Raw genomic sequence first — 22,470 nt, forward strand, 5'->3', positions numbered from 1 at the left:
AGGACGCGGCGTGGGCTCTGCCGTCTTCAGGCTTCGACGGGTTTGCGGCGACTCACCACCCGCTCGTAGAGGCGTTCCAGCGCGCCGGCCGTCCGTTCCCAGGTGTAGCTGCTGCGGACCCGGTCCACGGCGGCGTGACCGTAGGCGAACCGCCCGGCGTTGTCGGCGAGCAGCCGGCGCAGGGACAGCCCCAGCGTCCGGACGTCGCCGGGTGGCACGAGGCGGCCGGTGACCTCGTCGACGACGGCGTCCGCCAGGCCGCCCATCGCGTAGCCGACAACCGGTACGCCGCACGCCATCGCCTCCAGGGAGACGCGTCCGGCCGAGGAGTAGTGCGGGGTGCAGGCCACCACGTCGGCCGAGCGGTACCAGGTCGCCATCTGGTCGTGCGGTACCGCGCCGACAAGGCGTACCTGCTCGCCGACACCGGCGCGCTCGGCCAGCTCGCGCAGCCGGCGTGCCTCCGTGTGGTGGGACAGTTGGTCGGCCGGTGGGCCACCGGCGATCACCAGTTCGGCGTCACCGACCAGCCGCATCGCCCGGATCAGGTCGTCCTGGCCGTGCCCGGGGGACAGCCCGCCGACGGAGAGGATCCGCGCCCGCTGTTCGCGCGGAGCCGCCTCGCCGTCCGGGTGGAACTGCGCGGTGTCCACCCCGGCCGGCACCATCGCCACCGAGGTCCGTTGCAGACCCATCCGGGTCAACTCGTCCACCTCGTCGTTGGACTGGGCCACGGCGATGTCCACCGCCCGGGTCAGCGCCCGTTCCAGCGGGATGCGCTCCCCCGGGCCGTCGTACCCGCCGCCGAGGTGGCGCAACTGCTCCACACCGAGCGAGTGGAAGGTCTGTACGACCGGGATGTCGGTCTCCCGGACGGCGTGCGCGGCGGCCAGCCCACCGATCCAGTAGTGCCCGTGCACCACCTCGGGACGCCAGGCGCCGCCCCACTCGTCGGTCAGCCAGCGCCCGAACTCGGTCACGTGCGGGATGAGTCCGGCGGTGGGCAGGGCGGTCGGAGGACCGACGGGCACCCGGTGCACCCGGTAGCCGTCGACGTCCGCCGTCGCCGGCAGTTCCGGATCGTCCCGGCGCTCGTAAATGCGGACATCATGGCCTCTGCCCGCCAATTCGGCGGCGACCCGCGCGATGTGTTGTCGGGTGCCAACCGGCGGGCCGTCGGCGTGCCGGTACGAACTGCTGTGCGCGCAGACGAGGCCGACGCGCATGGGTCACCTCCCTGCGATCTTTTCCTCGGCGGTCCCGGTCAGAGCGTCCCATTAACCTGCGGGCCCCGAGTCGAAACCTGGCAGATCGGGAACAGTCACCGCGAGTGCCACCGACACTTGCGCCACGGCAATCACAGCGGCCCCGAATCGGATCGTCGACGGCCGGTGGTATGACCGACCCCGACCCGGGGTACGGCGGGAAGATGCCGCTGACCCGGAGCCTCGACGACTCGACCGTGGTGATCACCGGCGCGTCCAGCGGGATCGGCACCGCCACCGCGTACGCGCTGGCACGCCGTGGCGCCGCCGTGGTCCTCGCCGCCCGCAGCGAACGGGCCCTACAGCAGGTCGCGCAGCGCTGCCGGCAACTGGGCGGTCAAGCGTTGGCCGTACCCACCGACGTGACCGACCTCGACTCCGTGCGACACCTGGCCGAGCGGGCGGTGGTCGAATTCGGCCGCGTCGACGCCTGGGTGAACAACGCCGCGGTGAGCGCGGTGGGTCTGTTCGACGAGATCCCGGTCGCCGAGTTCCGGCGCGTGCTGGAGGTCAACCTTTTGGGCACGGTGCACGGCATCAAGGTCGCGCTGCCCTACCTGGAAGCGGCCGGCGGAGGGGTGCTGGTCAACAACGCCTCGGTGCTGGCCGAGGTGGCGATGCCGTACCAGTCGGCGTACAACGCCGCCAAACACGGCATCCGCGGCCTGGCCGACACGGTCCGGCAGGAACTGCGGGTCACCGGTCGGGGGCAGATCTCCGTCTGCACGGTGCTGCCGGCCACCATCGACACGCCGTTCTTCCGGCACGCGGCCAACCACAGCGGCCGGGAACTGGTGCCACCCCCGCCGGTCTACCCGCCGGAGGTGGTCGCCCAGACGATCGTGCGGTTGCTACGCCGACCGCGTCGGGAGGCGTACGCCGGTGGGGCCGCCCGGCTGCTCGGCCTCCAGTGGCGGCTGGCGCCGGCGCTGGTCGAGCGGACCCTCGGCTGGTACGCCCACCGCACCCAGTTCGGGCCGGGCGCCCGACTGGACAGCACGGGCAACGTGTTCCACGCCGACGGGCAGGCGAGCCGGGACGGCGGCTGGCACGGTCGGCGGCGTCAGCTGGTGCGGATGACGGCGGCGTTCGGTCTCGCCGCGGCCGGCACCGCCGTCGGCACGATGGCGGCGATCAACCGCCGCTCCCGGTCGGCCCGCTGATGACGGGCCCCGCTCCGGTTACGGCGGGAGGGCAGCGGGTAGTGATCAGACATGCGCGACAACGAGTACCCGACCCCCGTGTCCGACACCGAGGCGGAGGGCCTGCCCGACACCGCCGATGACGACTCGACCGCCTACGACGACGTCCTGACCGGGCGCGAGGCGGACGGCCCCGAGCCGGCCCAGATCCCCGGCGACCGCACGCCGGTGGCGGTGGACCGCTTCGGGACGACCGCCGAGGAGCAGCTGGACGGGGAGTCGTTGGACTACAAGCTCGATCGGGAGGTGTACGAACGCCCGGCGGACGACCCGCTCGCCGGCCCGGTCGACCCGAAGATCGCCTTCGAGGCGGAGAACGAGGCCGCCGCGGCGCAGGCCCAGCTCGACGCCGACGTGATGGACCCCGGTCCCACCTCGGACCCGAACTCGCCGGTCTCCCTGTACGACCACGGGCAGCTCGGCACGGTCGCCGACGCCACGGTGGGCCGGCTGGTGGAACCGGACGAGGGGGCGCACACCGACCAGGAGACCGACTCCGTGGCGTACGACGCGGGTTCGGCGGGTGGCGGGGCCACCGCGGAGGAGCTGGCCATCCACGAGACCGAGCCGCCGCGTTCGGTCTGAGCCGGTCACTCGTCCAGGCCACGCTCGATCGCGTAGCGGGTCAGCTCGACACGGTTGTGCAGGTGCAGCTTGCCCAGCGTGTTCTGCACGTGGTTCTGCACGGTGCGGTGGGACAGGCCGAGCCGCTGGGCGATCTGCTTGTACGACATCCCCTTGGCCACCAGACGCAGCACCTCCGTCTCCCGCGCGGTGAGCCGGGGCGTCCCCGGCTCACCGTCATCGGTTGTGCCCGATCCCGGTCCGGCGGCCAACCGGCGGTACTCCCCCAGCACCAGCCCCGCCAGGCCGGGCGTGAAGACCGGCTCGCCGTTGGCGGTGCGGCGTACCGCGTCGAGGAACTCGCGGGGCGCGGTCGACTTCACCAGGTAGCCGGTGGCGCCCGCCTTGACCGCGTCGAGCACGCTCTGCTCCTCGCCACTGGCACTGAGCATGAGCACCCGCACGTCGGGCAGGGCGGCGCGCAGCCCGACGACCACCTCGACCCCGGAGATGTCCGGTAGTTGCAGGTCGAGCACGACCACGTCGGGCCGGACGGCGGCGGCGACCCGGATCGCCTGCCGCCCCTCGCCGCTGGTCGCCACGACCAGGAAGCCGGCCTCCGCCAGGTCTCGGGCCACACCCTCGCGCCACATCGGATGGTCGTCGACCACCATCACCCGCACGGCGGTCACCGCCGCGCCCTCGGCACGGTCAGCTCGATCTCGGTGCCGGCCTCGGGGCCCGACATGATCCGGACCGTCCCGCCCAGGTCGGTCACCCGGCCGCGGATCGACTGGGCGACACCGAGCCGCCCCTGCGCGGCGGCCTCGGCCAGCCGGCCCTCTTCGATGCCCGGCCCCTCGTCACGGATCGACACGGTCACGGTCTCCCCCTCGTCCTCGATGAGCACCCAGGCCCGTCCCCCGGCGTGGCGGCCGACATTGTCCAGGGCCGCGCCGGTGGCGGCCGCCAACTCGCCGGCGACCTGCCGGGGCAGGGTCACCGGGGTGGCGGGCGCGGAGAGCGACACCGCCGTCGAGGCGTACCGGCCGAGCAGGTCCCGCAGGTCCACCGCGTCCGCCCCGGTGACGGCGGCGGGCGTGGTGCCGGAGATCAGGGCGCGCAGCGCCGTCTCCTGCTCACCGGCGAGCCGGGCCAATTCGCCGGCCTCGCCGGGCAGGTGCGCGCCGCGCCGCTGCACCAGTGCCAGCACCTGAAGGACCGAGTCGTGGATGTCGCGGGCCAGTCGCTCCCGCTCCCGGGTGGCCGCCTCCATCTCCACCGCGTGTTGCAGGCGTTCCTCGGCGGTCGCGGCGAGCCGGGCGACGTGCCCGACCACCACCCCGGCGAGCAGCAGCAGGATCACCCCGGTGAACGAGGACTGGCTGATCCGCTCCCGGGTGGCCAGGTCGGCGCCGGCCACCAGCAGCGCGGCCACCGTGCCGCGTCGTCGGCCGCCGGAGACGGCCCAGGCCAGCACGGGGCCGGCCATCCAGGCCACCCCGAGGGTGGGTACGCCGTGCCCGAGCGCCTGCCGTCCGACCACCCAGGGGCTGGACAGCACGATGGCGATCACCACACCGAGGTCGACCAGCAGCAGTGGCCAGCGGCGCCAGCCCGGCCGGGCGTACGCGACGGCGGTCACCCCGGTCCAGATGACCATGACGAGCACCAGGGCGCCGACGGCGATCGGACGGGCGTACCGGTCGGCGTCACGCACGGCGAGCACGCAGACGTACCCGAGGGAGGCCAGCCGGAACACGGTGAGCGCCCGCCAGAGCGGCACCTCGAAACCACCCGGCGGCGACGGCATGGCGGTCAGGATGCCACAGCTGGTCCGGTAACGCGGGACCACGTCGTGCGGTTCGAGAAACCCTGACGTACGGTTAAAAAGCCGCGAAATATTCCGAGATCCGCTGCCGGGACAGGGCCATGACGAATGCAGATCCGCACGCACCGCGTACGGTTGTGCCCATCGAACCCTCCCTCCTGATCGCCGAGGCCTTCGACCAGGCCCAGGTGACCGAGATTCGACACTCGGTCACCTCCTGCGCGCATGCCTGCGGCCTCGACGGCCAACGGCTGGACGACTTCGTGCTCGCCGTCAACGAGCTGATCACCAACGCGGTGCGGCACGGCGGCGGTCGCGGGTGGCTGCGGCTCTGGCAGGAGCCCGGCGAGTTGCTCTGCGAGGTGGCGGACCACGGGCACGGCATCACCCCGCAGCGGCTCGGCGACCGGAGCCGCCCCGCCCCGGACACCGCCGGCGGGTGGGGCCTCTGGTTGGCCCGGGAGTTGACCGACGCCATGGAGATCGCCACCAGCTCGGCCGGCACCACCGTCCGCATCACCGCCACCCTCCCCACCCCCTAACCCCCCACCCCCGTCGCGTCGCGTCGCGTCGCGTCGATCTTGCACTTTCGGTGGCGACAAAGCGGTCCCAAGACGACATTTGGGCAACACAAAGTGCAAGATCGGCGGGGGCAGGGGCGGGGCGCGGGACGGGGCGTTCAGCCGAAGAGGGCGGAGACCGACTCCCCGTTGTGGATCCGGCGCATCGCCTCGGCCAGGGCCGGGGCGACCGAGAGGACCTGGAGCTTCTCCACCCGCTTCTCGGCCGCGATGGGGACGGTGTTGGTGCAGACGATCTCCAACACGCCGTCCTGGTCGCTGAGCCGGCGCAGCGCGTCCCCGGAGAACAGTCCGTGCGTACAGGCCAGCCGGATCGAGCGGACCTTCAGGTCACGCAGGTGCTCCATCAGCTCGATCACGGTGCTGCCCTTGGCGATCTCGTCGTCCAGCACGATGACGTCCCGGTCGGCGACCTCACCGATCACCGCACTGATCTTGACCAGGTCATCGCTGAACCGCTGCTTCGCACCGGCCGCGACGGGCGTGCCGAGCAGCCGGGCGAAGGCGGCGGCCTCCTTGGCGTTGCCCAGGTCGGGCGAGACCACCACGGTGTTGCTCAGGTCGTATCGCCGGAAGTGTGTGGCCAGCTCCCGCAGGGCGTGCAGGTGGTCGACGGGGACGCTGAAGAAGCCGTGCACCTGCGGCGAGTGCAGGGTCAGCGCGAGCACCCGGTCCGCTCCCGCCGAGGTCAGCAGGTCGGCGACGAGCCGGGCGCCGATCGAGATCCGTGGCGCGTCCTTCTTGTCCGAGCGGGCGTAGGCGTAGTGCGGCAGCACCACCGTGATCCGGCCGGCGGACGCGCCCCGCGCCGCGTCGATCATCAGCAGCAGCTCGACCAGGTTCTCCTGCACGGGTGGCACCAACGGCTGGATCAGGAAGACGTCCCGCTCCCGGCAGTTGGCCTGCAACTGGACTTCGAGACAGTCGTTGGCGAACCGGGAGACCCGTACCGGATGCAGTGGCACCCCCAGGTGGGCGCAGATCTCGGCGGCGAGGTCGGGATGGGCAGTTCCACTGAAAACGGCGATGTCGCGCACGTTCGCACATCGTAGGCGACGTGACGGCCGACGTGACGCTTGTCGCACCGTGCCGCCGCTGCGGGTACGGTGCTGCCGTGACCCCCCAGTACGTCGCCGCCATCGACCAGGGCACCACCTCCTCGCGGTGCATCGTGTTCGACTCCGCCGGGGAGATCGTCGCCGCGGCCCAGCGCGAGCACCGCCAGATCTTTCCCCGCCCCGGGTGGGTGGAGCACGACGCCGAAGAGATCTGGGACAACGTCCAGCAGGTGGTCGCCGAGGCGCTGCGGTCCGCCGACATCGGCCCGTCGGGACTCGCCGCCGTGGGCATCACCAACCAGCGGGAGACCACCGTCGTCTGGGACCGGGCCACCGGCCGGCCGATAGCCAACGCCGTGGTCTGGCAGGACACCCGCACCGGGCCGCTGCTACGCGAGCTGGCCTCGGCGTACGGCGAGGAGTGGTTCCGGGCCCGCACGGGGCTTCCGCTGGCCACCTACTTCGCCGGCCCGAAGCTGCGCTGGCTGCTCGACGAGGTCGACGGCCTGCGCGAGCGCGCGGAGCGCGGCGAGGTGCTGTTCGGCACGATGGACAGCTGGCTGATCTGGAAGCTCACCGGTGAACACGTCACCGACGTCACCAACGCCAGCCGGACGCTGCTGATGGACCTCACCACCCTCGACTGGGCGCCGGAACTGCTGGACGCGCTGGGCGTGCCCGCCGCGATGCTGCCCGAGATCCGCTGCTCCGCCGAGGTGTACGGGACGGCCAACGGGGTGCTCGCCGGGGTGCCGGTGGCCAGCGCGCTCGGCGACCAGCAGGCCGCCCTGTTCGGGCAGACCTGCTTCCAGCCCGGCGAGGCCAAGTGCACCTACGGCACCGGCAGCTTCCTCCTGCTCAACACGGGCGCCAGCCCGGTCCCGTCCACGCACGGCCTGCTCACCACGGTCGCCTACCGGATCAAGGGCCAACCACCGGCGTACGCCCTGGAGGGCGCCATCGCGGTCACCGGATCGCTGGTGCAGTGGCTGCGGGACAACCTCGGGTTGATCTCCTCCGCGTCCGAGGTGGAGGACCTGGCCCGTACGGTGGACGACAACGGCGGCTGCTACGTCGTACCGGCGTTCTCCGGCCTGTTCGCCCCGCACTGGCGCAGCGACGCGCGCGGGGTGATCGCCGGCCTGACCGGCTACATCACCAAGGGGCACCTGGCCCGGGCGGTGCTGGAGGCGTCGGCGTGGCAGACCCGTGAGGTGGTCGACGCGATGGACGCCGACTCCGACGTGGCGCTGCGCCGGCTCCGGGTGGACGGTGGGATGACCGCCAACGCGCTGCTCATGCAGTTCCTCGCCGACGTGCTCGACGTCCCGGTGGTCCGCTCCCGGATCACCGAGACCACCTGCCTGGGAGCCGCGTACGCCGCCGGCCTGGCGGTGGGCTTCTGGCCCGACCTGGCCACCCTGCGCGCGCAGTGGCGCTCCGACGCGCAGTGGGAGTCGACCATGGCCGCCGAGCTGCGCGAGAGAGAGTTGCGTCAGTGGCGCAAGGCCGTTCAGCGCACGCTCGACTGGGAGGAGTGAGTCATGCCGCAGGTCGTCCTGATCATCCTGGCGGGCCTTGGCCTGGCCGGGATCGCGTACGCCCTCGTCCGGTTCCGGCGCGACCTCGGCCTGCTGCGTCGGGGCGTACGGACGCCGGGTGAGGTGGTGGAACTCCGTCCGGTCACCCGGGGGAACGGTCCCCGCACCTACTACCCCGTGGTGCGGTACCGAACGGCCGACGGCGCCGAGGTGACCACGACGCCGGGGCGCTTCCGGCAGACCCCGTTGTCGGCCGCGCCCGGGCCGGTCACCGTCGTGTACGAGCCCGACCGTCCGAACCGGATTCTCGTCGAGTCGCCGAGCATCGCGGGACGGTCCTCGGTGCTGGTCCCGTTCGTCTCGCTGCTCACCGTCAGCGTGGCCGTGCTGGTGGTCGGCGTGGGGATCTTCCTGAGCCTGGGCTGATCCACGCTCCACAGTGGTCCGTCCCCCCAGCGGTGGGCGGCGGTGGGTACCGTCGGCCGGTCAGACCGACGACAGCGGGAGGGGCACGATGAGCGGGCCGATCGGCGGCACACCGAACTCGGACGTGATGGGGCAGTTGGCCGCACGGATGCGGGAGCAGTTGGGTCGCGGCGAGGAACTGCGCGGCCGGTTGACCGGGTTGACCGGTCACGCGGAGAGCGACAACGGGTTGGTCCGGGTCACCTGCACCGCCGACGACCCGGCCCGGGAACTCCACATCGACCCACGGGCCCTGCGCCTGCCCGCCGCCGAGCTGTCCGAACTGGTCGCCGGCCTCCTGCGCGAGGCGCGGGCCGACCTGGCGCGGGCTACCGCCGAGGTGATGCGTGAGTTGGGTGGTCCGGCTGGCCCCGCGGCGGTGCTCCACGACCCGGCGGCGGCGCAGGCGAAGCTGGCGCAGCTCAACGACATGGTCAGCGGGCCGCTCCGGGAGAGCACGGAGATGCTGGAACGGCTGCGGCGTCAACTGGGGGTCTGACGGGCGCCGGCCCGGGCGGCGGGTCAGCGGCCGCGCCGCACCCGCTGCACGCCCGCCCGCAGGAAGACGACGGCGAGCGCCACCGTCACCGCCAGAAGGACCGCGCCCACCATCAGCGGGGCGATGAGCCAGGCCATCAGGCTGGCGGTGGCCCGGTCGCCGTTGGCCCAGCCGTCGACCCGGTCGCCGGTGTGCAGCGAGCCGCCGCCCACCGGGCCGCTGACCACCCTGCCGTCGGACATGTTCCAGGTGCCCCGGCACCGCTGGGTCGCCTTGGGACCACCGTTGTCACAGGACTCGACCTGGATGCTCACCCGCTCGGCGCCGATCAGATTGCGGCCGAGGCCGATGGGCAGCACCAGGAGGACCAGGAGCATGAGGATCGGCACCAGAATCCGCTGCCAGCGCGGTCGGCGAGCCATCCTGGTCACGTAGTTGTCGGGAGGGGTCGACGGTCCGACTGGCATGGGTCGCAGGCTACCAGCGACGGGCACTCACGCCCATCCATGATCCTGTTAGGCTGTCGGCGCTCCGGCACCATGGACATCGATCACGCACACGGGGAGAGTCGATGATCGAGGTTGACCCGCCGGCGATCCGCGCGCTGGGCGAGACGATCGAACGTCAGGTCGGGCCGCCCCTCGACGCCTGCGCCGAGCTGCTGACGTCCGCCCGCGCCATCGAGCACAGCAACTTCACCTCGGTCGTGCCACAACTCGCGGTCGCCTACGTCGGCGCGATCGAGTTCGTCGAGGAGCAACTGCGCACCAAACGCGAGCACCTCGCCGAGGTCCGCTCCCGGTTGGGCCGTACGGCGGACAACTGGGAAGCCGCGGAGACCGCCAGCACCATCGCGCCCCGCTGACGACGCCGGAGACCGACATGGCAGACCCTACCTACCCCGCGGCCGCCGCGAAGATCGCGATGGTGGAGATCAGCGTGGCCGCCTCGGTCATCCCCGCCGCCTGGCCGATCGCCCAGATCGTCTACTTCAACCAGTGCGACCCCGAGACGATCATGCGCAAGGGCGGCGACTGGCTGTCGATGTACGACCAGCTCGGGACCGCCCACGGCAACCTCGACGACGCCCTCGCGACGCTGACTCCGGCCCAGTGGAGCGGCAAGGACCGCGAGGCGTTCGGGGTGCACATCAACGCGTACGGCGCGCAGGTCGTCGGCACCCAGGTGCTGACGGTGACCGTTGGCGTCACCATGCTCTGCGTCGGTGCCGCACTGCTCTGCCTCGTCGTGGCGTACGCGGTGGTGTCCACCATCCTGCTGGCCTTCGCCACCTTCATCGTGGCGGCCTCGGCGACCGTCGTCGGAGCGCCCGCCGCGGCGTCGGCCGAGGCCACGGCGGCCTCGTTCGCCGCCTCGGCGCTCAGTTTCCTCAAGGGCATCGAGACGATGGCCGAGGCGATCGCCACCGGTGGGGCCGCGGCCATCGCGGGGGCGGCCGCGTTCGACGTCGGCGCCCACCTGGGCAGCGGCGACACCGACGTGCTCAAGGACCTGGTCCAGGCCACCGTCGACGGGCTCGACAACGTGGCCGCCGGGTTCCTGTCCAAGTGGGAGCGCGACTTCGTGGGGTACGGGATCCACAGCGGCGCACGGCATGCCGTCGGCTCGCCGACCGGACCGGGCTACCTGGTCTACGGCGGTGGGACCCAGGTCGCCCCGGCCGGGACGGACGGCGACGGGGACGGGGACACCGTCTGGGGCACGTCGGGTGTGGTGGACAACCTGTGGGCCCGACTGTTCGAGGGCGACGCCTGGAACCACTGAGCGGGCTCCGGCGTCGCGGTCACTCCCAGCGGTTGCCGGTGAGCTTCTCGTACACCTCGACGTAGCGGGCACGGGTCGCCTCGACGACCTCGGCGGGTACGTCCGGCGCGGGCGGCAGCTTGTTCCAACCGCTGCCGGTCGCCCAGTCCCGCACGTACTGCTTGTCGTAGGAGAACTGCACGCGGCCCGGCTGGTACGACTCGGCGGGCCAGAACCGCGACGAGTCGGACGTGAGCAACTCGTCGGCGAGCACCAGGGTGCCGTCCGGCGCCCAGCCCAGTTCGATCTTGGTGTCGGCGACCAGGATGCCCCGGTCGGCGGCCAGCTCGGCACCGCGTCGGTAGACGTCGATGGTGATCTGCCGCAGCCGCTCGGCGGTCTCCTGACCCACCTTGGCCACCACGTCGTCGTACGTGATCGGCTCGTCGTGCTCGCCGGCCGGCGCCTTGCTCGACGGGGTGAAGATCGGCTCGGGCAGGATCGACGCCTCGCCGAGCCCTCGGGGCAGCGGTACGCCGGAGACCGCACCGGTGCGCTCGTACTCGCGCAGGCCGCCGCCGGTGAGGTAGCCGCGGGCGACGCACTCGACGGGGACCATGTCGAGCCGCTGGCAGCGGATCGCCCGGCCGGCGAACTCGGCCGGCACGTCGGTGGCCGAGATGACGTGGTTCGGCACCAGGTCGGCAAGCTGCTCGAACCACCACAGCGAGAGCGCGGTGAGGAGCCGGCCCTTGTCCGGGATCGGTGTCGGCAGCGCCACGTCGTAGATCGAGATGCGGTCCGATGCGACCAGGATCAGGTCGTCGCCGTCGGCGTACACGTCCCGGACCTTGCCCGAGTGCAGAAGTTCCACGCGCCCTAGTACACCACGTGACGCCGCCGGCCCCGTTCCGGCCACCCATCCGCGCACGGGTCGACCGGGGTGACCGGACGGACGTTGACACCCTCCTGCGCCGCCTGCGTGAATGGTCCGACCGCCGTCCGTCCGTGCCAGGAGACCCCGTGCCCGCTGTTCGTCCCCCGATCGACCGGTTCGGCGCCGACCCGGGCCGACGCCGGGTGCTCACCGCGCTGTTCGGCGCTCCCCTGCTGGCCACCGGTGGACTGGCGGGGTGCAGCGACGGCGCCGACACCTCGACCGGAAACGGACCGGTCGAGCTGTCGGTCTTCTGGTGGGGCGGGGCGAAGCGGGCCGAGCTGACGGAGAAGGTCCTCCGGCTGTACTCCGAGCGCAACCCCGGGGTCACCTTCCGGGTGACCTGGCAGGGCGTCGACGGCTACTACGAGCGGCTGGCCACCCAGGCGGCCGGCGGCAACGTCCCGGACCTGATCCAGCTCGACGACTCGATGCTGGCCGAGTACACCCAGCGCCAGATCACGCTCGACCTGACCGAGCCGATCGCCGCTCACCGGCTGGACCTGCGGGGTCTGCCGGAGGGTCTGGTCCGGTACGGAACGGTGGACGGGCGGACGACGGGTGTCGCCGCCGGGCAGACACTCGCGGCCGTGGTCTTCAACCGGGACCTGCTGCGCGAGCTACAGGTGCCCGACCCGCGCAGCGGGATGTCCTGGGCGGACTACATCGCGTGGGCGCAGTTGGTCACCGAGGCCAGTGACGGCCAGGTGGCCGGCACGATGGACGCGTCCGGCGACTACCGTGCCCTCTGGCTCTGGCTCCGGTCCCAGGGCGGCGAGTTCTACCGGGGCCGGGAGCTGGGCTTCGGCGCCGACGAGCTGATCGCCTGGTTCGAGCTGTGGCAGCGCGCCCGCGCCGGGCGGGCCACCCCGGGCGCGGCCCTCGTCGAGCAGGCCGACAGCGGGGAGCCGTCCCGGCAGCCGGTGGTGACCGGGCTGACGGCCGCGTCCTTCGCCTGGTCCCACCAGCTTCCGGAGCTGCAACGACTCACCGACTCCGAACTGGGCGTGGTGGGCTTCCCCGGGCCAGCGGGCGCCCAGTGGCCGCGCGCGTCGATGTACTGGGCCGGGTTCCGGGGCACCCGCCACCCGGACACGGTGGCCGACGTGATCAACTTTTTGACCACGAACGGCGAGGCCGGCACGGTCCTCGGCCACGAGCGCGGCCTCAACCCCAGCCTCGCCGTCCGCCGGTACACGCAGGGCAGCATCACCGACCCGGCGCAGCGACGCGCCGCCGCCCTCGGCGACAGCCTCGCCGACCAGCTCGGGCCGGCGCCGGCGCCGCCGCCGAGAGGTCATGCCAAGGTCCGCACCCTGCTGGTCACCGCCGCCGAACGCGTTCGCGTCAAGCGGGACGGGACCCGCGAGGCGACCGCCCGCTTCCTCTCCCAGGCCATCGGCGCCCTGGCGGGCTGAGCCCGGGTCGTCAGCGTGGACGACCCGAGCCTCGACCTGTCAGCGCGGCGGACCGCCACGGCGGTTGCGCGTGAAACGCAGCACCAGGAACACGATGATCGCCACCACCACGAGGCAGCAGAGCAGACCGAGGAAGCCGAAGCCGCCGCCACGGGAGCGTCGCCGCGCGGCCTCCACCACCACCTCGCCGGTGCCCGTGGACGCCCACGCCGCGACCGGCACGAAAACCGCCAGGACTGCCGCACCGAGGACCGCGCTGAGCCGGCCCCACCACTTGCCGAATGAAGACATGCGCCCATCCTCGCCGAAGGACGCAACCTCGGCACGGCGGTAAACGCCAAAGTCACGGGACCGGGCGGGGCCGCCGCGCAATACACCCGCAACCTGGTGGTAAAGAAGATGATCTTTACATGAATCGCTCCGGATGATCAGATTCGGCAACTGGTCATCTCTGGAGGCACTGTGCGGCTCTCTCTCACCCGAAGATCTGCGGCAGCAGCGGTGGGCGTCACCCTCGTCACCGCTCTCGTCACGCCGACGACAGCCCACGGCGCTCCGGCGTCCCCACCGCCGACGGCACCAACGGGACGGGCCACGAACGCCCACGGCGCACCCGTGACGGTCACGCTCATCACCGGCGACCAGGTGACCGTCACCCCCGTACGCGACGGCGCGCCGCCCACGGTGGACGTCGCCCGCCCGCCGGGCGCCACCGGTTCCGTACGCGTCGCCACCGAGGACGGCGACACGTACGTGTATCCGGACGAGGCGTTGCCGTACCTGGCCACCGGCCGCCTCGACAAGCAACTCTTCGACGTCACCCAACTGATCGCCCAGGGCTTCGACGACGCCCGGGCCGGCGCGCTCCCCCTGATCGTCACCCGCACCGCGGCCTCGGCGGCGCTCCGGACCCGCACCGACCTGCCGGGCGCGGAGACCACGCTGGACCTGCCCTCGGTCCGTGGCGAGGCGATCCGCGCCCACCGCCCGCAGGCTGCCGACTTCTGGTCGGCCCTCACCGGCGGCCCCCGGCCCGGGGCGGCGGGGGCGACGGCCCGCTCCGCCGACACCGCGACGCCCTCCTTCACCGCCGGAGTCGACAAGGTCTGGCTCGACGGCCGGGCGAAGGCGGCCCTCGCCGACACCACCGCGCAGGTCGGCGCGCCGGCGGCCTGGGCCGCCGGAGGAACGGGCACCGGAGTACGGGTGGCCGTGCTGGACACCGGAGTGGACACGACCCACCCGGACCTCGCCGACCGGATCGTGGCGTCCCGCAGCTTCGTCCCCGGGCAGGACGTCATCGACCGCGGCGGGCACGGCACCCACACCGCCTCCACCATCGCCGGGACGGGCGCCGCCTCGGGCGGCCGGGAGAAGGGCGTCGCCCCCGACGCCGACCTGGTGATCGGCAAGGTCCTCGACGACTTCGGGGGCGGATCGATCTCGGGGATCATCGCCGGCATGGAGTGGGCGGCACGGATCGAACACGCCAAGGTGATCAACATGAGCCTGGGCGTCAGCGCCTGGCACAGCCAGGACGACCCGCTGAGCCAGTCCCTCACCCAACTGACCGCCGAGACGGGAGCGCTCTTCGTCGTCTCCGCCGGCAACAGCGGTCCCGACCCGCACACCCTGGGAGCGCCGGGCACCGCGGACGCCGCGCTGACGATCGGCGCGGTGGACGGCACCGACCACCTGGCGGACTTCTCCAGCGCCGGGCCCCGGATGGTCGACGAGGGCCTGAAGCCCGACCTGACCGCCCCCGGCGTGGACGTGCTGGCGGCGCGCTCGCAGCACATGGAGTTCGGCGAGGGCTTCTACCGGCTGGACAGCGGCACCTCGATGGCGGCGCCGCACGTCGCCGGGGCCGCCGCCCTGCTGGTACAGAAGCACCCGACCTGGAGCGCCCGGCAGATCAAGGACGCCCTGATGGGCACCAGCGTGCCCACGCCCGACTACAGCGCCTACCGGGCCGGTAGCGGGCGGTTGAACGTGGCCGCCGCCTACCACCAGGACCAGATCATCGCGACCGGCTCGGTCGACGCCGGCCTCGTCCCGTCGGTGCCCGGCACGCAACCGCAACCGATCACCAGGAAGATCACCTACACCAACACCACCGACGGCGCGATCACGTTGGCGCTCTCCGTCGACGGCGCCGACGCCCCCGCCACGACGTTCACGGCCGGTGCCACCCGGGTGACGGTGCCGGCGCGAGGCAGCTCGACCGTCGACGTCGTGGTCGACCCGAAGGGGCTCGCGCCGGGCCGCTACTCCGCCCGGGTCACCGCTGGGTACGCGGGCGGTGCCGTGCACACGGCCGTCGGGGTCAGCGTGGACTCCACGAGGTACGACCTCACCATCCACCTGAAGGACCGCACCGGTCGGCCGGCGAGTGGTGAGGTCGAGGTCGTCAGCGCCGACGGCGCCTCCACCTTCATGTGGGTACGCGACGGAAAACTCGTCAGCCGCTGGGCCCCCGGCACCTACGCCCTGATCGGCGCCATCGACGTGCAGGGTCTGCACGGCGAGGCATCGCTCGGCTTCGCCATGCTGACCGCGCCCGAAGTCGAGCTGACGGCCGACCGGGTCGTCGAACTCGACGCCTCGAAGGCCCGCCAGGTGAAGGTGGCGACACCGCAGCCGACCACCGTCACCAACAGTCGTATCGACATCTTCCGCTCGTTCACGTCCCGCGAGCCGACGCCCAGCGACTACGGCGCCCTCCGCGAGGTGTTCTTCCCCGGGGCCACCTACGACAGTCTGTGGGCGCTCCCGACCAGGGCTCCGGTACGACAGGGCAGCTTCGTCTTCACCACCCGGATCCGGGCCGAGCAGACGCCCCTGGAGATCACCCACGACGGCCGGCGCACCGGTGACCCGCTCGCCCAGCCCGGTTCGCGCCCGCTGACCGACGGCACCTCGCGCCTGGACGCCGTCTTCGCCGGCAGCGGCTCGACGGCGGACTACGCCCGCGTGTCGGCCCGCGGCAAGGCCGTCGTCGTCCGGCGCGACGACTCCGTACCCCCGTCGGAACGCGTGCGGGCGGCGACCGCCGCCGGCGCGGCATTGCTCCTGGTCGTCAACGACGGCAAGGGCCGGGCCAGCGAGTGGTACGGGAACTCCGACGGCACGACGACCGGGCCGCTCCCGGTCGCGGCGCTGGTCGGCGGTGAGGGCGAGAGCCTCATCGCCGCGATCACCGCCGCCGGCCGCAAGGGGGTACGACTCACCGTCACCGCGCACCCCTCGCCGAGGTACCTGTACGACCTGGTCGACTACCACCCTGGCGGCGTACCCGACGACCCGTCGCCCCGTACGGACCCGAAGCACCTCGCCCGGATCGACCTCGTGTTCGCCCCGCCGCCCGGCAAACCGGCCGCCGAGTCGCGCAACGACTTCCCGCCGTACTCGTACGTGGCCGCTCCCGCGTTCCCGATGCAGCCGGTGACCCCGGGGCCGCGTACCGACTGGGTGTCCGCCGGCGACGGCGTCCGCTGGAAGCAGACCGCCGACGTCGTCGGGTGGGGGCGGTCGTACACGGAGGAGATCGCCTACCGGCCGGGCAGCGTCCAGAAGGACCGGTGGTACGGGCCCATCACCCGACCACGCCTGCTGATGTACGACATTCCGTTCCGTGGCGAGTTCGGGATGAGCGCCTACATCCAGGGGTTCGGCGACGGTGGATCCGCGCACAGTGGCAGCGGCAGCAGCGAGATGCTGCAACGGATCTCGCTCTACCAGGGCGACAGGAAACTGACGCAGATGGAGAACGCCGCAGAGCTGTTCGTCGGCGACCTCCCCACGCAGACGTTGCCGTACCGGCTGCTCGTCGAGACTGAGAACGTGCCCGCGTACAGCCCGTACTCGTCGAGCACGCGTACCGACTGGACCTTCTTCTCCGGCGCTGTCACCGGCACGGACGTGCAGGCGATGCCGCTGGTCCAGTTGGACTACGGCACCGACGTGGACCTCGCCGGCCGCGCGCCGCGCCGGAACGACCTGACCATCACCCCGGTGGTGATGGGCAGCACCGCCGCGAAGGACGGCGTCTCCTCGCTCGATCTCGAGGTGTCGTACGACGACGGACGCACCTGGCAACGGCAGAGCCTCAAGGAACGCAAGGGCACCTGGACGGCGGCCCTGAACGCGCCGGGCCGGGCCGGGTACGTGTCGATCCGGGTCACCGCCAAGCAGCGCAACGGCGGTGGCGTCACCCAGACCGTCATCCGGGCCTTCGGCCTGAAGTGACCTGACCTGCGCGCGGGGGCCGGTTCGCGCCGGCCCCCGCCCGCGTCGGCGAACGACATCGACAGGAACGACAGAACCCGGCCCCTATCAAGGGGACCGGGTTCTGTCGTACACCTACGTGGTAGCGGGGACAGGATTTGAACCTGCGACCTCTGGGTTATGAGCCCAGCGAGCTACCGAGCTGCTCCACCCCGCGTCGGCTGTTAAAGCTTAACCCATCCACCCCGGCGATGATCAGCGGGGGTCACCGCCGGGCAACCGCGCGAGCGGAGGCGACAACGACGAAAGCCCGCCTCCAGAAGATCGGAGACGGGCTTTCGCTCTCGTAGCGGGGACAGGATTTGAACCTGCGACCTCTGGGTTATGAGCCCAGCGAGCTACCGAGCTGCTCCACCCCGCGTCGGCTCGATAACCGTAGCGCACCGACCCGGGACACCGCAAAGCGACTCCGATACCGCCGTCAGCCCAGCCAGTTCTCGATCGCCGCCACCGCGCGCCGGCTGTCGGCGTCGACCTGCGCGCGCTCGGCAGCGGTGTACTCCCAGCCCTGCTCCCAGAGCACCGTCACCACGTCGTCGACCCGGACCGCCCGGACCAGCCGCACCTCGTACGCGCCCGGGTCACCCATGCCCGTCGGGTACGGGGCGCGCAGCTCGAACAGCACCGACTCGTCGCCGTACGTCCCCGGGTCCAGCAGTCGCTGCCGCCACACCCTGGCGTCGTCGGGCGACTTCTGCTCGGGGCACGCGCGGACGGCCTGCCGCAGTTCCCGCAGCGCGTCGTCGGCGCGGCCGGGACGGTAGATGGTGATGCTGTGCCGGTAACTGCCGTCCGGCACGTTCCCCGCCGGGGTCTCCGGCCGCTTGTAGGCCATCGACCGGGCGCGGCGCTGTACCACCGCCGACTCGCTGGCGTACCGGGCGCCGCACAGCGTCGGCAGGACCGGGCCGCTGGCGGTCGATTCCATTCCGGTCCGGTTGGCGGCCGCCAGGACGAAGAAGGCCCGGTCCGGGATCGAAGTGGGCGCGTGGGCGGTCGCCTGGCCGGTGGGCGCGACCGGCCGCGTACCCCCCGCCGTGGTGCGTGACGGTGTCGGGGACCACGACTGGTTCGCGGACGGCGCGGACGCCGACGGGACGGACGTGGGGCTGACTCCGAGCGACGGCGGAGCCGGCGTGTCGGCCGGTGGCGGCAGCGGCGCGGACCCGTCCACGGGAAACGCCAGGCGCCCCCCGACGGCGACCCCACCGAGCAGCACCACCACCGCCAGCGCGCTGCCGGCCGCTCGGACGCGGGCGCGCCGGTCGGCGTGCCGCCGGACCACCTCGGGATCTACCAACGTCACGTCGTCGGCGGCGGCGGTCAGCGACCGGTACAGGTCGGAGAGTTCAGCGGACATCGTTCGCCTCCAGTTCGTCGATGTGGACGTCGGGCAGCAGTACGGCCAGCCGGCACCGACCGCGGGACAACCACGACTTGACGGTGCCGACCGGCACGTCGGCCTCCCGCGCGATCTCCTCGACCGACATGTCGAAGAGGTAGTGCAGGGCCAGCGCCTGCCGCTGCGCGGCCGGCAGTTGGCGGAGCGCGCCCACGAGCAGCACCCCGTCCTCACCGGGAGGGGGCGCGGTCGGCGGCGGACCGCTGCGGCTCAGCAGGGCCCGACGGCGGTGCAGGTGACGCCAACGGTCGTTCGCCAACCGGGACACCACCAGCCGCAGCCACGCCTCGGGCGCCGGATGCTCGGCGAGCCGCCCCCACTGCCGCCAGGCCCGCGCGAACGCCTCCTGTACGACGTCCTGCGCCTCGGTGTGGTCACCGGTCACCGCGTAGCCGTACCGGATCATCCGCCGGACGGTGCCCCGGTAGAAATCGTCGAAGCTCTGTGCGTCCCTCACGACTGCCCCCTTGTCCGCGCCCCGATGCATCAAGGACGGCAGGGAGCCGGGCAGGGTTGCGGCTCGGCCAGACAAAGCGTGTCGGAGAGGCGACAGGCCGGCAAATGGTACGGATACCACGGAGCCCCCGACGCCCGGACCCGGGCGGGTCCGACGTCGAGGGCTCCGGTGTGCCTCGGGAGCGGCTGGTCAGCCGCCCGGCGTGGCGCTCGGGGTGCCGGACGGCGGGGGCGCGCCACCGCTCGCCTGCTGCGCCTGCTGGAACGCGGTCAACGCCTCGTCCAACGCCTTCAGCGCGCGGCCGTACCGCTCGAAGTCCCCGGAGGTCTGCGCGGCGCGGACCTCCGTGATCGCGGACTGCACCCGGTCCGCGGCGGCGGCCAGATCGCCGGCCGGCGGGGCGGTGCCGCCCGGCGTCGGGCTCGCGCTCGGGGTCGCACTCGGCGTCGCGTCCGGCGAGGGGCTGGTCGGGTTGCCACCCGTGGTGGGCGGCGGCGAGGTGCCCTGCCCGGCCTTCTTACCCTGCTCGACCAACTGCTTGATGCCGTCGTTGATGTTGTCGGCGAGCGCCACGAACGATCCGCCGTCACCGTACGAGAGCAGCACCTTCTGCAACAGCGGGTACGCGTCCTGCTGGTTGCTCTTCACGTAGACCGGCTCGACGTAGAGCATCCCGTCGGCGAAGGGCAGCGACAGCAGGTTGCCGTACTGCACCTGCGCCTGGTTGCTGGAGAGCAGGTTGAGCTGCTGACGGATGTTCGCGTTGTTGGTCATCTGCTGGTGCACCTGCACCGGCCCGGAGATCCGCGTCTGGTCCGGCAACTCCAGCACCTCGAGTCGCGGCTTTCCGTCGACGTACGACCCGGAGATCAGCGCGGCCAGATTCTGACGGCCGTTCGGGGTGACCGCCGAGGTGAGCTGGAAGCGCGGACTCTCCTGCCCCGGGAACTGGGTGAACAGGTAGTACGGAGGCTGCTTCTGGCCGCTGTCCGGCGCGTCCGGCACGTTCGGCACCTGCCAGAAGTCCTGCGCGGAGTAGAAGTCACCCGGGTTGGTCACGTGGAACTTGGTCAGCAGGTTGCGCTGCACCTTGAACATGTCCGCCGGGTACCGGAAGTGCTCGTTCAACTCGACCGGGATGTCCGCCTTCGGCTTGATCAGGTCACCGCCGAACGCCTTGTTCCACGCCTTGAGCACCGGGTCGGTGTCGTCGTACTCGTAGAGCGTCACGGTGCCGTCGTACGCGTCGACGGTGGCCTTGACCGAGTTGCGCATGTAGTTGACGTTCTCCCGGGCCAGCTGGAAGGTGCCCCGGTTGGTCAGCTCGTCGGTCGTCTCGACCTGGAGGTTGACGCGCTCGGCGTACGGGAAGGTGGCGGCCGTCGTGTAGCCGTCGACGATCCACTGCACCCGACCGTCGACCACCGCCGGGTACGGGTCACCGTCCAGGGTGAGGAAGGGCGCGACCTTCTCGACCCGGTCCCGCGGGTTGCGCACGTACAGCAACTTGGAGTCCTTGTTGACCGCCTCGGAGAGCAGGAAGTTCGACTCCTGCTCCTTGATGGCGTAGAGCAACCGTCGGGTGAACGAGCCGATCTTGACGCCGCCCTCGCCCGTGTAGGTGTAGGACTCGCCGCCACCCTCACCGACCGGCCTGTCGAACTCGGCCTTCTTGTTCGGGTCGGACTGGCCGACGATCGCGTAGTCGTCGGCGGCCATCCGCTCGCCGTAGTAGATGCGCGGCTGCTTGGCCGGGATCTGCTCGGTCTGCGAGGAGCACGCCTCCTGGGTCCGCTCGCCGAGGAAGCCGGAGACGAAGAACGGCTGCCCGCCGCACACCACCTGGTTCGCCGGGGCGGCCACCAGGCCGTACCCGTGGGTGTAGACGGTGTGCCGGTTGATCCAGGTGTTCTGCTGGTCGGTCAACTCGCCGTAGTTGATCTCGCGGACGCCGACGACGTAGTCGGAGGTCTTGCCGTTCACCCCGTACCGGTCGATGTCCAGCTTGGGGCCGAAGTCGTAGAAGCCCCGGACCTGCTGGAGCTGGGTGTACGTCTCGCTGACCAACTGCGGGTCGAGCAGCCGCACGTTCGACACGACGGACGTGTCGGTGGCCAGGTTCGCCGGCGGGTTGAGGTTGCTCGCCGCGTACGGGGTGGTCTCGGTGCTGCCCAGTCCGAACGCCGCCCGCGTCGCGTCGATGCTGCGCTGGATGTACGGCGCCTCCTTGTCCTTGGCGCTCGGCTTCACCTCGAAGGTCTGCACCGCCCAGGGGTAGATGCCGCCGATCGCCACCGCGGAGACGCCCAGCAGGGCGAGCGAGATGCCCGGCCACACCAGGTTCCGCATCCAGGCGTTGGAGAACACGATGATCGCGATGGCCACGACGACCGAGATGTACGCGAGGATCTCCTTCGCCGGCAGCAGCGCGTTGACGTCCGCGTAGCCGGCGCCGTACAGCTTGGCGCCCTCGTTGTACTCGAGCAGCATCGCCCGCCGGTCGAGCACGTACGCGAGGGCCTTGAGCAGGACGAACACCGCGACGAGGCTGCTCAGGTGCGCGCGCGCCGCGTTGCTCATCCGGTCCCCGACGCCCTGTAGGCGGACCCCGCCGAAGAGGTAGTGCACCGCCAGCGCGCCGATCAGCGCCAGCACCACGGCGGTGAAGCCGACACCGAGCAGGTAGCGCCAGAACGGGAGCTGGAAGACGTAGAAGCCGATGTCGACTCCGAACTCCGGGTCCTTGACGCCGAAGTTACCGCCGTTGCGGAACAGCAGCCACTGGTCCCACCGACTCTGCGCGGACAGCCCGGCGAAGAGGCCGATCACGGCGGCGGTCAGCGCGATCCACGTGCCGAGGCGCGGGCTGAGCGCCATCCGGTAGCGCTCCAGCGTGGCCTGCTCCGCCGAGTGCGGTCGCAACCGCGGCCGCAGCCGGTACGCCAACCACAGGTTGCCGCCGACGACCACCGCCATGCCGAGGCCGATGACGAGGAAGAGGAGCAGTCGGGTGACAAGCACACCGGTGAAGACCTCGGTGTAGCGCACCTCGTCGAACCAGAGCCAGTCGGTCCAGGCCTGGACACCCCAGCCGAGCAGGGTGAAGAGCACGAACACCCCGACCAGGACGGCGATGGTGACCCGGCCCCGCCGGCTCATCCTCGGCAGGGGGCTGCTGCTACGCATGACCACTGTTGGC

At 71.8% G+C, this 22,470-nt stretch carries 20 protein-coding genes and 2 tRNA genes; 10 read left to right on the forward strand and 12 right to left on the reverse strand.

All coding sequences use genetic code 11. The annotated features are described in order from the left end of the window. Positions 1–26 precede the first annotated feature (26 nt). A complete protein-coding gene (locus ACTFTM_RS27295) occupies positions 27–1,226 on the reverse strand; it encodes a glycosyltransferase (RefSeq protein ID WP_449563253.1) in 1,200 nt (399 codons plus the stop codon). A 170-nt stretch (positions 1,227–1,396) separates the two neighbouring features. Between ACTFTM_RS27295 and ACTFTM_RS27300 the strand changes: the two genes are divergently transcribed. Both ACTFTM_RS27300 and ACTFTM_RS27305 read left to right on the forward strand, forming a co-directional pair. Next, on the forward strand, positions 1,397–2,428 hold the full coding sequence (locus ACTFTM_RS27300) for an SDR family oxidoreductase (protein ID WP_449563254.1): 1,032 nt from the start codon (positions 1,397–1,399) through the stop codon (positions 2,426–2,428). Between the two features lie 51 nt (positions 2,429–2,479). Next, positions 2,480–3,052 (forward strand): DUF5709 domain-containing protein, encoded by a 573-nt coding sequence (locus ACTFTM_RS27305; protein WP_449563255.1) that lies wholly within the window; start codon positions 2,480–2,482, stop codon positions 3,050–3,052. A 5-nt stretch (positions 3,053–3,057) separates the two neighbouring features. Here the strand turns inward: ACTFTM_RS27305 and ACTFTM_RS27310 are convergent, their stop codons facing one another. Beyond that, positions 3,058–3,705, reverse strand: coding sequence for a response regulator (locus ACTFTM_RS27310; RefSeq protein WP_449566747.1), 648 nt, complete (start codon positions 3,703–3,705; stop codon positions 3,058–3,060). 14 nt (positions 3,706–3,719) lie between these two features. Further along, complete coding sequence (gene macS, locus ACTFTM_RS27315; RefSeq protein ID WP_449563256.1) at positions 3,720–4,844, reverse strand: MacS family sensor histidine kinase; 1,125 nt, start codon at positions 4,842–4,844, stop codon at positions 3,720–3,722. A 119-nt stretch (positions 4,845–4,963) separates the two neighbouring features. Here macS and ACTFTM_RS27320 point away from each other — a divergent pair, with 119 nt between their 5' ends. Beyond that, complete coding sequence (locus tag ACTFTM_RS27320; RefSeq protein ID WP_449563257.1) at positions 4,964–5,404, forward strand: ATP-binding protein; 441 nt, start codon at positions 4,964–4,966, stop codon at positions 5,402–5,404. A gap of 137 nt (positions 5,405–5,541) precedes the next feature. Here the strand turns inward: ACTFTM_RS27320 and ACTFTM_RS27325 are convergent, their stop codons facing one another. Then, on the reverse strand, positions 5,542–6,480 hold the full coding sequence (locus tag ACTFTM_RS27325) for a ribose-phosphate diphosphokinase (protein WP_425888920.1): 939 nt from the start codon (positions 6,478–6,480) through the stop codon (positions 5,542–5,544). A gap of 77 nt (positions 6,481–6,557) precedes the next feature. Here ACTFTM_RS27325 and glpK point away from each other — a divergent pair, with 77 nt between their 5' ends. The 3 genes from glpK (at position 6,558) to ACTFTM_RS27340 (ending at position 9,006) form a co-directional block, all read left to right on the forward strand. Next, a complete protein-coding gene (glpK, locus tag ACTFTM_RS27330; protein ID WP_449563258.1) occupies positions 6,558–8,042 on the forward strand; it encodes a glycerol kinase GlpK in 1,485 nt (494 codons plus the stop codon). Positions 8,043–8,045: 3 nt separating this feature from the next. After that, positions 8,046–8,468: a DUF3592 domain-containing protein gene (locus ACTFTM_RS27335; protein WP_449563259.1), complete on the forward strand. Its 423-nt coding sequence runs from the start codon at positions 8,046–8,048 to the stop codon at positions 8,466–8,468. 88 nt (positions 8,469–8,556) lie between these two features. Then, on the forward strand, positions 8,557–9,006 hold the full coding sequence (locus tag ACTFTM_RS27340; protein WP_449563260.1) for a YbaB/EbfC family nucleoid-associated protein: 450 nt from the start codon (positions 8,557–8,559) through the stop codon (positions 9,004–9,006). Between the two features lie 23 nt (positions 9,007–9,029). On the opposite strand, the gene ACTFTM_RS27345 is transcribed toward ACTFTM_RS27340, so the two are convergent. Continuing rightward, positions 9,030–9,473: a hypothetical protein gene (locus ACTFTM_RS27345; protein WP_449563261.1), complete on the reverse strand. Its 444-nt coding sequence runs from the start codon at positions 9,471–9,473 to the stop codon at positions 9,030–9,032. Between the two features lie 104 nt (positions 9,474–9,577). Here ACTFTM_RS27345 and ACTFTM_RS27350 point away from each other — a divergent pair, with 104 nt between their 5' ends. Further along, positions 9,578–9,871, forward strand: a complete 294-nt coding sequence (locus tag ACTFTM_RS27350; RefSeq protein ID WP_396805210.1) for a hypothetical protein — start codon at positions 9,578–9,580, stop codon at positions 9,869–9,871. Positions 9,872–9,888: 17 nt separating this feature from the next. Next, a complete protein-coding gene (locus ACTFTM_RS27355) occupies positions 9,889–10,791 on the forward strand; it encodes a hypothetical protein (protein WP_449563262.1) in 903 nt (300 codons plus the stop codon). A gap of 19 nt (positions 10,792–10,810) precedes the next feature. Here ACTFTM_RS27355 and ACTFTM_RS27360 read toward each other — a convergent pair whose 3' ends face one another. Beyond that, entirely contained in the window at positions 10,811–11,644 is an 834-nt protein-coding gene (locus tag ACTFTM_RS27360) for a phosphoribosylaminoimidazolesuccinocarboxamide synthase (RefSeq protein WP_449563263.1), read from the reverse strand. Positions 11,645–11,793: 149 nt separating this feature from the next. Here ACTFTM_RS27360 and ACTFTM_RS27365 point away from each other — a divergent pair, with 149 nt between their 5' ends. Beyond that, entirely contained in the window at positions 11,794–13,125 is a 1,332-nt protein-coding gene (locus tag ACTFTM_RS27365; protein WP_449563264.1) for an ABC transporter substrate-binding protein, read from the forward strand. 39 nt (positions 13,126–13,164) lie between these two features. Here the strand turns inward: ACTFTM_RS27365 and ACTFTM_RS27370 are convergent, their stop codons facing one another. Beyond that, positions 13,165–13,416, reverse strand: coding sequence for a hypothetical protein (locus tag ACTFTM_RS27370; RefSeq protein WP_449563265.1), 252 nt, complete (start codon positions 13,414–13,416; stop codon positions 13,165–13,167). A 324-nt stretch (positions 13,417–13,740) separates the two neighbouring features. Here ACTFTM_RS27370 and ACTFTM_RS27375 point away from each other — a divergent pair, with 324 nt between their 5' ends. Then, on the forward strand, positions 13,741–17,373 hold the full coding sequence (locus ACTFTM_RS27375; RefSeq protein ID WP_449563266.1) for a S8 family serine peptidase: 3,633 nt from the start codon (positions 13,741–13,743) through the stop codon (positions 17,371–17,373). 119 nt (positions 17,374–17,492) lie between these two features. Here the strand turns inward: ACTFTM_RS27375 and ACTFTM_RS27380 are convergent. The 5 genes from ACTFTM_RS27380 to ACTFTM_RS27400 all read right to left on the reverse strand — a co-directional run bounded on the left by ACTFTM_RS27380 (position 17,493) and on the right by ACTFTM_RS27400 (position 22,457). Beyond that, positions 17,493–17,569, reverse strand: a tRNA-Met gene (locus ACTFTM_RS27380). Between the two features lie 130 nt (positions 17,570–17,699). After that, a tRNA-Met gene (locus ACTFTM_RS27385) sits at positions 17,700–17,773 on the reverse strand. A 60-nt stretch (positions 17,774–17,833) separates the two neighbouring features. Then, a complete protein-coding gene (locus ACTFTM_RS27390; RefSeq protein ID WP_449563267.1) occupies positions 17,834–18,772 on the reverse strand; it encodes a hypothetical protein in 939 nt (312 codons plus the stop codon). Beyond that, entirely contained in the window at positions 18,762–19,271 is a 510-nt protein-coding gene (locus ACTFTM_RS27395; protein WP_449563268.1) for a SigE family RNA polymerase sigma factor, read from the reverse strand. The genes ACTFTM_RS27390 and ACTFTM_RS27395 overlap by 11 nt, the downstream gene beginning before the upstream one ends. Before the next feature lie 189 nt (positions 19,272–19,460). After that, the gene (locus tag ACTFTM_RS27400) at positions 19,461–22,457 is read right to left on the reverse strand and encodes a UPF0182 family membrane protein (protein ID WP_449563269.1); all 2,997 of its coding nucleotides are present in this window, start codon (positions 22,455–22,457) and stop codon (positions 19,461–19,463) included. Positions 22,458–22,470: the final 13 nt, after the last annotated feature.

The organism is Micromonospora sp. RB23 (genome assembly GCF_053585025.1).

Bases quoted from the DNA above. Each gene is read 5' to 3' on its own strand.
- ACTFTM_RS27295 (WP_449563253.1), bottom strand. From the start codon at position 1,226: ATGCGCGTCGGCCTCGTCTGCGCGCACAGCAGTTCGTACCGGCACGCC.
- ACTFTM_RS27300 (WP_449563254.1), top strand. From the start codon at position 1,397: ATGACCGACCCCGACCCGGGGTACGGCGGGAAGATGCCGCTGACCCGG.
- ACTFTM_RS27305 (WP_449563255.1), top strand. From the start codon at position 2,480: ATGCGCGACAACGAGTACCCGACCCCCGTGTCCGACACCGAGGCGGAG.
- ACTFTM_RS27310 (WP_449566747.1), bottom strand. From the start codon at position 3,705: ATGGTGGTCGACGACCATCCGATGTGGCGCGAGGGTGTGGCCCGAGAC.
- macS (WP_449563256.1), bottom strand. From the start codon at position 4,844: ATGCCGTCGCCGCCGGGTGGTTTCGAGGTGCCGCTCTGGCGGGCGCTC.
- ACTFTM_RS27320 (WP_449563257.1), top strand. From the start codon at position 4,964: ATGACGAATGCAGATCCGCACGCACCGCGTACGGTTGTGCCCATCGAA.
- ACTFTM_RS27335 (WP_449563259.1), top strand. From the start codon at position 8,046: ATGCCGCAGGTCGTCCTGATCATCCTGGCGGGCCTTGGCCTGGCCGGG.
- ACTFTM_RS27340 (WP_449563260.1), top strand. From the start codon at position 8,557: ATGAGCGGGCCGATCGGCGGCACACCGAACTCGGACGTGATGGGGCAG.
- ACTFTM_RS27345 (WP_449563261.1), bottom strand. From the start codon at position 9,473: ATGCCAGTCGGACCGTCGACCCCTCCCGACAACTACGTGACCAGGATG.
- ACTFTM_RS27350 (WP_396805210.1), top strand. From the start codon at position 9,578: ATGATCGAGGTTGACCCGCCGGCGATCCGCGCGCTGGGCGAGACGATC.
- ACTFTM_RS27355 (WP_449563262.1), top strand. From the start codon at position 9,889: ATGGCAGACCCTACCTACCCCGCGGCCGCCGCGAAGATCGCGATGGTG.
- ACTFTM_RS27370 (WP_449563265.1), bottom strand. From the start codon at position 13,416: ATGTCTTCATTCGGCAAGTGGTGGGGCCGGCTCAGCGCGGTCCTCGGT.
- ACTFTM_RS27390 (WP_449563267.1), bottom strand. From the start codon at position 18,772: ATGTCCGCTGAACTCTCCGACCTGTACCGGTCGCTGACCGCCGCCGCC.
- ACTFTM_RS27400 (WP_449563269.1), bottom strand. From the start codon at position 22,457: ATGCGTAGCAGCAGCCCCCTGCCGAGGATGAGCCGGCGGGGCCGGGTC.